Below are 6,114 nucleotides of genomic sequence, written 5' to 3' on the forward strand. Positions count from 1 at the left end.
GTCGCGATGCTGGTCAGCAGCGGAGTCGGCTACTCGACGGCGCTCGGCCGGGCGGGACTGCTGGCCCTGGCCGGCGACGACCCGCGCCCGGCCCGGCCGCAGCCGCCAGGACCCGAATGGGAGGACCGCGCCCGCGAGGTCGTCCGGCTGCTGCTCGACGGGCGGACCGCGGACGTCCACGCCCTCGGGTCGGCCACGTTCCAGAGCCACGTGCCCGCGGAGCGAGTGGAGCGGGCCTGGCGCACCAGGACGCAGCACCTCGGCCCGGCGGGCCAGGTCACGGTCCGCTGCCAGGGATCGCCGGGCCACGTCGTCGCCGACGTCACGATCGCCTTCGCCCGCGACGCGGTCGCCGTGCGGATCGGCTTCGAGCCGTCCGGCCAGCTGGGTGGCCTGCGGGTGGTGCCACCGCCGTTCCCGGCGGCCGAGCGTTAGTATCACCCCATGTCCAGACAGACCGGAAGCTGGTCCGAGGAATCTCCCGTCCGGGACAACGGGCCTGAGCTGGATACCCAGCACGCTCATCCGGCTCGGGTGTACAACTACTGGCTCGGCGGCAAGGACAACTTCGCCGCTGACCGGGAGGCAGCCGAGCAGGCGATTGCCGCCAATCCGGGAATCGTGACGGACGTGCGGGCGAACCGCGCGTTCTTGATCCGCGCGGTGCGCTGCCTGGCGGAAGAGCGCGGAATCCGCCAGTTCCTGGATATCGGCACCGGGCTGCCCACGGCCAGCAACACGCACGAGGTGGCGCAGGCGGTCACCCCTGAGGCGCGGATCATGTACGTGGACAATGACCCGGTCGTGCTGTCCCATGCCCAGGGCCTGCTCACAAGCACCCCCGAAGGCGCGACAGCCTACCTCGAAGCCGATCTTCGCGACGCGCCGGCTATCTTGCGGGCGGCGGCGCGGACCTTGGACTTCGGCGAGCCAGTCGCGCTGATGCTGCTGATCGTCTTGCACCTGATCCCCGACGCCGACAACCCATACGACATCGTGGCCGACTTGCTGCGCGCGCTGCCTTCCGGCAGCTACGTCGTGCTTTCGCACCCGGCCAGCGACATCCGCACGGCCCAGATGGCCGAAATGATCAGCCGGGTCAATCAGCGCATGAGCGGGCCGAAGGCGACCATGCGGGACCTGGCCGCGGTCACGCGCTTCTTCGACGGGCTGGAACTGCTCGAGCCGGGCGTAGTGCAGCCTCAGCAATGGCGGCCTGAGCCGGGCGTTCTCAGCCCGGCTCAGGTGACAGCCTGGTGCGGAGTCGCCCGTAAACGCTAGTGCACCGGCGCTCACGGGCGCGGCCGCACGCGCGGTGGTCGCTTAGCGCTCGAGCCTGGCGAGTGCAATCGCGGCCGCGGTCGCCTGCTGAGGCTCGCGGGTTACCTCTATCCGGTCCACCGACTTGACGCTCAGAAAGCAGTCCCACTCGGCGGGGCCTACCAGCCGCGGGAAGCCGGCGCGCCGGGGGCTCGCGGCTCCTTCGTGCTCGAGCGCGAGGAGCACCCGGCCATCCTCCGCCTGCCCGCGGGTGAGCACCGCGGTGTACTCGCCGGAGCCGACCGTGACATAGCCGGCCGCGTCAGCGGCACCAGCGAGCACGAGCAAGGTCCTGAGCCGCACTCCGCGCCACCGCTCACCGAGCCGGCTCCAGCCCTCGCGGCAGTGAAAGTCAGCGACCAGCTCGGCGTCCATCAGAGCGCGCAGCTCCGCCAGTGCGAGGCAAGCCGGCCGCTCGACGTCGCCGCCTATTGACAGCGAGACGCTGTCAGTCATGGTCCTCCAGTCCGGTGGGGGCCTGCGCGAGGTACGTGCCGTGACCCTCCCTTACCAGGGGGCCGTCGAACGTGAGAACCTCGCAGACCACACCTCCGGCCTGGTTGCGATAGTTGATGACCAGGGTGCTGATGCCGGCGTAGACGGCCAGCACCTCAAACCGGAGGTCCGGGATCAGCCGGACGCCCTCAGCCCAGTACTTCCGCAGGGCCTCCTTACCCCGGATCACCCCGTCGCCGCCGAACAGTCGCACAGCCACCGGTGAGGTGAAGACGATGTCGTCGGTGAAGTGCGTGAGCAGTGCGTCAATGTCGTGCGCGTTCCAGTCCCTGACCCACTGTTCCGCGAACACAATCGCCGCATCGTGATCCATGCGGCAATGATCCCATGCCGGCCTGGGGTAATACGGTCGCGAGGGCCGCGAACAGCTCGTCGGGGATGTCCAGGGTCAGGTACGACGCGTCGGTGCTGATCTCCGCGGCCGAGCGGGCGCCGACCACGGCCGCCGTCACCGCCGGATGGCGCAGCGTGAAGCGCAGCGCCGCCGCGCCGACTGGCACGCTGTAGGCGGCGCAGATATCCCTGATGCGCCGGGCCCGCGCCAGCACCTCGGCCGGGGCGGGGGCGTAGTCGTAGTACGCGCCGTCTCGCGGGTCGGCCAGGATGCCGCTGTTGAACACGCCGCCCGCGAGCACCTGCACGCCGCGGTCGGCGCACAGCGGCAGCAGCTCGGCGGCGGCGGACGTGTCGAGCAGCGAGTAGCGTCCGGCCACGAGCACGCAGTCCAGGTCCGCCCGGGAGACGAACCAGGCCAGCGGCGCCGCGGCGTTCATCCCGACGCCGATCGCGCCGACCACGCCTGCCGCGCGGAGCCCGGCCAGCGCCGGGTAGGCCGAATCCAGCGCCTGCGTCATGAAGTCGTCAGGGTCGTGGATGAGCGCGATGTCCACCCGGTCCAGCCGGAGCCGCCGCAGGCTGTCTTCCAGGCACCTGCGCACCCCGTCCGCGCTGTAGTCGCGCACCCGGGACAGCGCCGGGGTGCCGTAGAACTCGTCGACGCCCTCTACCGGGCCTGACGCGGGCACCAGCCGCCGGCCGACCTTCGTGCAGATCGCGAACTCCGATCGCGGGCGGCCCGCCAGGAAATCGCCGAGGCGCTGCTCCGACAGGCCCACCCCGTAGTGCGGCGCGGTGTCGAACGCGCGGATCCCCGCGTCCCACGCGGCCGCCAGCGTGGCGGCCGCGTCGGCGTCGCTGACCGGCTCGTACAGGCCGCCGATCGGCGCGCCGCCGAAGACCAGCGGCTGACGCGGCGAAGCGGACAACTCGAACGGGTCCTGGCTCAGCCCCTGGGGGGTCGCAGGGGGGTGTCCTCCCTTGGCTAGCCCCGGCGGGGTCGCAGGGGGGTGTCCCCCCTTGGCTAGCTCCGCCACGCGGCACCGTCCGGGTAGGTGTACTCGGCGACGGACTCCGGCCGCATCCGGGTGGACGCGCCCGGTGCTTCCGGTGCGGCGTAGTAGCCGCCGGACACGACGGCAGGCGCCTCGAAGTGCTCATGCAGGTGATCGATCCACTCGATCATCCGCGGCGTGCCCGACACCGCCACGTAGTCGAACATCGACAGGTGCTGGACGATCTCGCACAGCCCGACGCCGCCGGCGTGCGGGTAGACCGGCACGCCGAACTTCGCGGCGAGCAGCAGGTTGGCGATGTTCTCGTTCACGCCGGCGACCCGGCACGCGTCGATCTGCATCACATCAATAGCCTGGGCCTGCAGCAGCTGCTTGAACAGCACCCGGTTCGCGACGTGCTCACCGGACGCGACCAGGATCGGGGCGACGGCGCGCCGGATCGCGGCCGTGCCGAGGATGTCGTCCGGGCTGGTCGGCTCCTCGATCCAGGCCGGCCGGAACTGCGCGAGCTCCCGCACCCAGCCGGCCGCGGTCGGCACATCCCACACCTGGTTGGCGTCGATCGCGATGCCGATGTCCGGCCCGACCGTCTCGCGGGCGATCGCCAGCCTGCGCTTGTCGTCCGTGACGCTGGCGCCCACCTTTACCTTGACCTGCTTGAACCCGTCCCTGACGGCTTCATCGCAGAGCGCCGCGAGCAGCTCGTCCGAATAGCCGAGCCAGCCCGGCGCCGTCGAGTACGCCGGGTAGCCGTCGCGGCACAGCGCCGCGATCCGTTCCGCCCGGCCGTCCAGGGCCCGTTCGAGTAGTCCGACCGCCTGGTCGCGGGTGAGCGCGTCCGCCAGGTAGCGGAAGTCCACGAGGTCGGCGAGCTGTTCGGGCGACAGCGACGCGAGCAGCAGCCACAGCGGCATGCCCGCCCGCCGGGCGGCCAGGTCCCAGCAGGCGTTCAGCACCGCGCCGGTCGCCATGTGGATGACACCGCACGCTGGGCCCAGCCAGTGCAGTGGGCTGTCGGTGACCAGCCGCCGGTACAGGTCGCCAAGCGCGACGGGGTCGCCAGGCTCGCCGGTGATCGCGTCGAGATCCTGGCCGGCCAGGAACGGCTCGAGCGCGCGGATCGCGGCGAGCTGGACTTCGTTGCCGCGGCCGATCGTGAACGCGAACCCGTACCCGGCCAGCTCCCCGCCGTCGGGCGCCGTCGCGTCGGTCCGCACCACGACGTACGCGGCCGAGTAGTCCGGTGCCTCGTTCATCGCGTCCGACCCGGACAGCGTCCGTGAGGTGGGGAACCGGACGTCGAATGTGTCCAGGCCGGTGATCTTGCTCATTCCGCGGCCGCTTCGCCGCCGATGACCCGCGCCAGGATCAGGGCGAACAGGATCACGCCGCCGTCGATCGCGTCGATCCAGTAGTTCGGCGCGTTCTCCAGGTCAAGCAGGTTCTGCACGAGGCTGAGCAGGATGACCCCGGACGCGGCGCCCACCATGTTCCCCCGGCCGCCGCGCAGCGACACGCCGCCGATCACCGCGGCCGCGAACACGGTGAAGATGATGCCCTCGCCGTAGCCCTGCGTGGACGCTACCGACGAGACCCGGCCCGCCTCCATCAGGCCGCCGAGCGCGCCGAGCACGCTGCCGGCCACGAATACCCAGATCCGCACCCGGTCCACCCTGATGCCGGCCGCCCGCGCCGCGGCCAGGTTGCCGCCCACCGCGTAGATCGCCCTGCCGAACCGGTGATACCGCAGGAACAGGCCGGTGATCACGAAGACAGCCACCGCGACGATGAGGGACACCGGAACCACGCCGAAGTTGGCAGAACCGAGCCAGCCGAACGCCGTCGGCCAGTTGAACGGGGACTGGCCCTTGACGATGCCGTCCTGGATGCCCGCGAGCAGGATCGTCATGCCGAGCGTCACGATGAAGCCGTTCAGCCGGCCCTTAACGATCAGCAGCCCGTTGACCAGGCCGATCACCGCGCCGACGGCGAACACCAGCAGGATGCCCAGGAAGGGGTTGAGCTCGGTGCCGCTGCCGAACGACGCGACAGGGACGATCAGCCAGGCCGCGAGCATCGGGGCCAGGCCGTAGGTCGCCTCCAGGGACAGGTCCAGGCTGCCAATCAGCAGGATCAGCGACTCGCCGACCACGACGACGCCGAGCGCGGACGCCTGCTGGCCGATGCCGGTGATGTTGGAGACCGTCAGGAAATGGCTGTTGAGGACGGCGCCGACGAGCAGCAGCACGGCGAGCACGGGCAGCAGTGCGGCCTCGCGGATCCACGAGATCGCGGCGGCACTCGCGCGGCCGCCCGCCTGCCGCCGGGGCAGGTCAAGGCTGGTCTCGTCGCTCGTCCCGCGCTCCTGCGTCTGACCGGGAGCGGCACCGCGCCCCTCCGGCTCGCTCATGCTGCCGCTCCCATGCCCTCGGTGGCCGCGATCAGCCGCTCCCTGTCGAAGGGCGGATCGGTGAACTCGGTGAAGATCTCGCCGCGGACCAGCACGATCACCCGGTCGCAGATCACCAGGTCGTCCAGCTCGTCGGTGGCCAGCAGCAAGCTGGCACCCGCGGCCGCGGCGGCCCGGTCAAGCTCGCCGAGCAGCAGCTCCTTGGATGCCACGTCCACGCCCCTGGTCGGGGTGATCGCCACGATCAGCTTCGGGTCGCGGGCGAGGGCCCTGGCGACGGTTACCTTCTGCTGGTTGCCGCCGGACAGCTCGCCGACCGGCTGGCCGAGCCCGGCAGATACCAGCGACAGCCGGCGGGCCAGCGGCGCGGCCCTGGCTTCCCTGCCGCGGGGCGACACCAGCCCGAACCGCGCGAGCCTGTCCACGATCGCCATCGTGATGTTCTCGGCCACGCCGAGCAGCGGCACGAACCCGTCGGCCTGCCGGTCCTCGGGGATGTACCCGATGCCCGCGCGC

The 6,114-nt window shown here is 71.3% G+C and carries 8 protein-coding genes; 2 read left to right on the forward strand and 6 right to left on the reverse strand.

Annotated elements, in window-relative coordinates; all coding sequences use genetic code 11:
* Window positions 1-435, forward strand: a 435-nt coding sequence (locus tag WA805_RS15030; RefSeq protein ID WP_425242625.1) for a hypothetical protein, incomplete at its 5' end; no start/stop codon positions are given.
* Window positions 436-444: 9 nt separating this feature from the next.
* Window positions 445-1,281: an SAM-dependent methyltransferase gene (locus tag WA805_RS15035; RefSeq protein ID WP_425242626.1), complete on the forward strand. Its 837-nt coding sequence runs from the start codon at window positions 445-447 to the stop codon at window positions 1,279-1,281.
* 42 nt (window positions 1,282-1,323) lie between these two features.
* On the opposite strand, the gene WA805_RS15040 is transcribed toward WA805_RS15035, so the two are convergent.
* The 6 genes from WA805_RS15040 to WA805_RS15065 form a co-directional block, all read right to left on the reverse strand.
* Window positions 1,324-1,776 carry a molybdopterin-dependent oxidoreductase gene (locus WA805_RS15040; protein ID WP_422289859.1) on the reverse strand — a complete coding sequence of 151 codons (453 nt, stop codon included), beginning with the start codon at window positions 1,774-1,776 and terminating at the stop codon, window positions 1,324-1,326.
* Window positions 1,769-2,149, reverse strand: a complete 381-nt coding sequence (locus WA805_RS15045; RefSeq protein WP_422339642.1) for a nuclear transport factor 2 family protein — start codon at window positions 2,147-2,149, stop codon at window positions 1,769-1,771. Before WA805_RS15045 ends, WA805_RS15040 begins: the two co-directional genes overlap by 8 nt.
* Window positions 2,082-3,101 (reverse strand): aldo/keto reductase, encoded by a 1,020-nt coding sequence (locus WA805_RS15050; protein ID WP_422339641.1) that lies wholly within the window; start codon window positions 3,099-3,101, stop codon window positions 2,082-2,084. The genes WA805_RS15045 and WA805_RS15050 overlap by 68 nt, the downstream gene beginning before the upstream one ends.
* 95 nt (window positions 3,102-3,196) lie before the next feature.
* Entirely contained in the window at window positions 3,197-4,519 is a 1,323-nt protein-coding gene (locus WA805_RS15055) for an enolase C-terminal domain-like protein (protein ID WP_422289863.1), read from the reverse strand.
* A complete protein-coding gene (locus tag WA805_RS15060; RefSeq protein WP_422322926.1) occupies window positions 4,516-5,598 on the reverse strand; it encodes an ABC transporter permease in 1,083 nt (360 codons plus the stop codon). The genes WA805_RS15055 and WA805_RS15060 overlap by 4 nt, the downstream gene beginning before the upstream one ends.
* On the reverse strand, window positions 5,595-6,114 hold a 520-nt coding region (locus WA805_RS15065), incomplete at its 5' end, for an ATP-binding cassette domain-containing protein (protein ID WP_425242627.1). The genes WA805_RS15060 and WA805_RS15065, both read right to left, overlap by 4 nt.

It is taken from the genome of Trebonia sp. (genome assembly GCF_049794275.1).
Taxonomy (GTDB): domain Bacteria; phylum Actinomycetota; class Actinomycetes; order Streptosporangiales; family Streptosporangiaceae; genus Trebonia.

Coding starts and splice junctions, on each gene's coding strand:
- WA805_RS15035 (WP_425242626.1), top strand. CDS start 445: ATGTCCAGACAGACCGGAAGCTGGTCCGAGGAATCTCCCGTCCGGGAC.
- WA805_RS15040 (WP_422289859.1), bottom strand. CDS start 1,776: ATGACTGACAGCGTCTCGCTGTCAATAGGCGGCGACGTCGAGCGGCCG.
- WA805_RS15045 (WP_422339642.1), bottom strand. CDS start 2,149: ATGGATCACGATGCGGCGATTGTGTTCGCGGAACAGTGGGTCAGGGAC.
- WA805_RS15055 (WP_422289863.1), bottom strand. CDS start 4,519: ATGAGCAAGATCACCGGCCTGGACACATTCGACGTCCGGTTCCCCACC.
- WA805_RS15060 (WP_422322926.1), bottom strand. CDS start 5,598: ATGAGCGAGCCGGAGGGGCGCGGTGCCGCTCCCGGTCAGACGCAGGAG.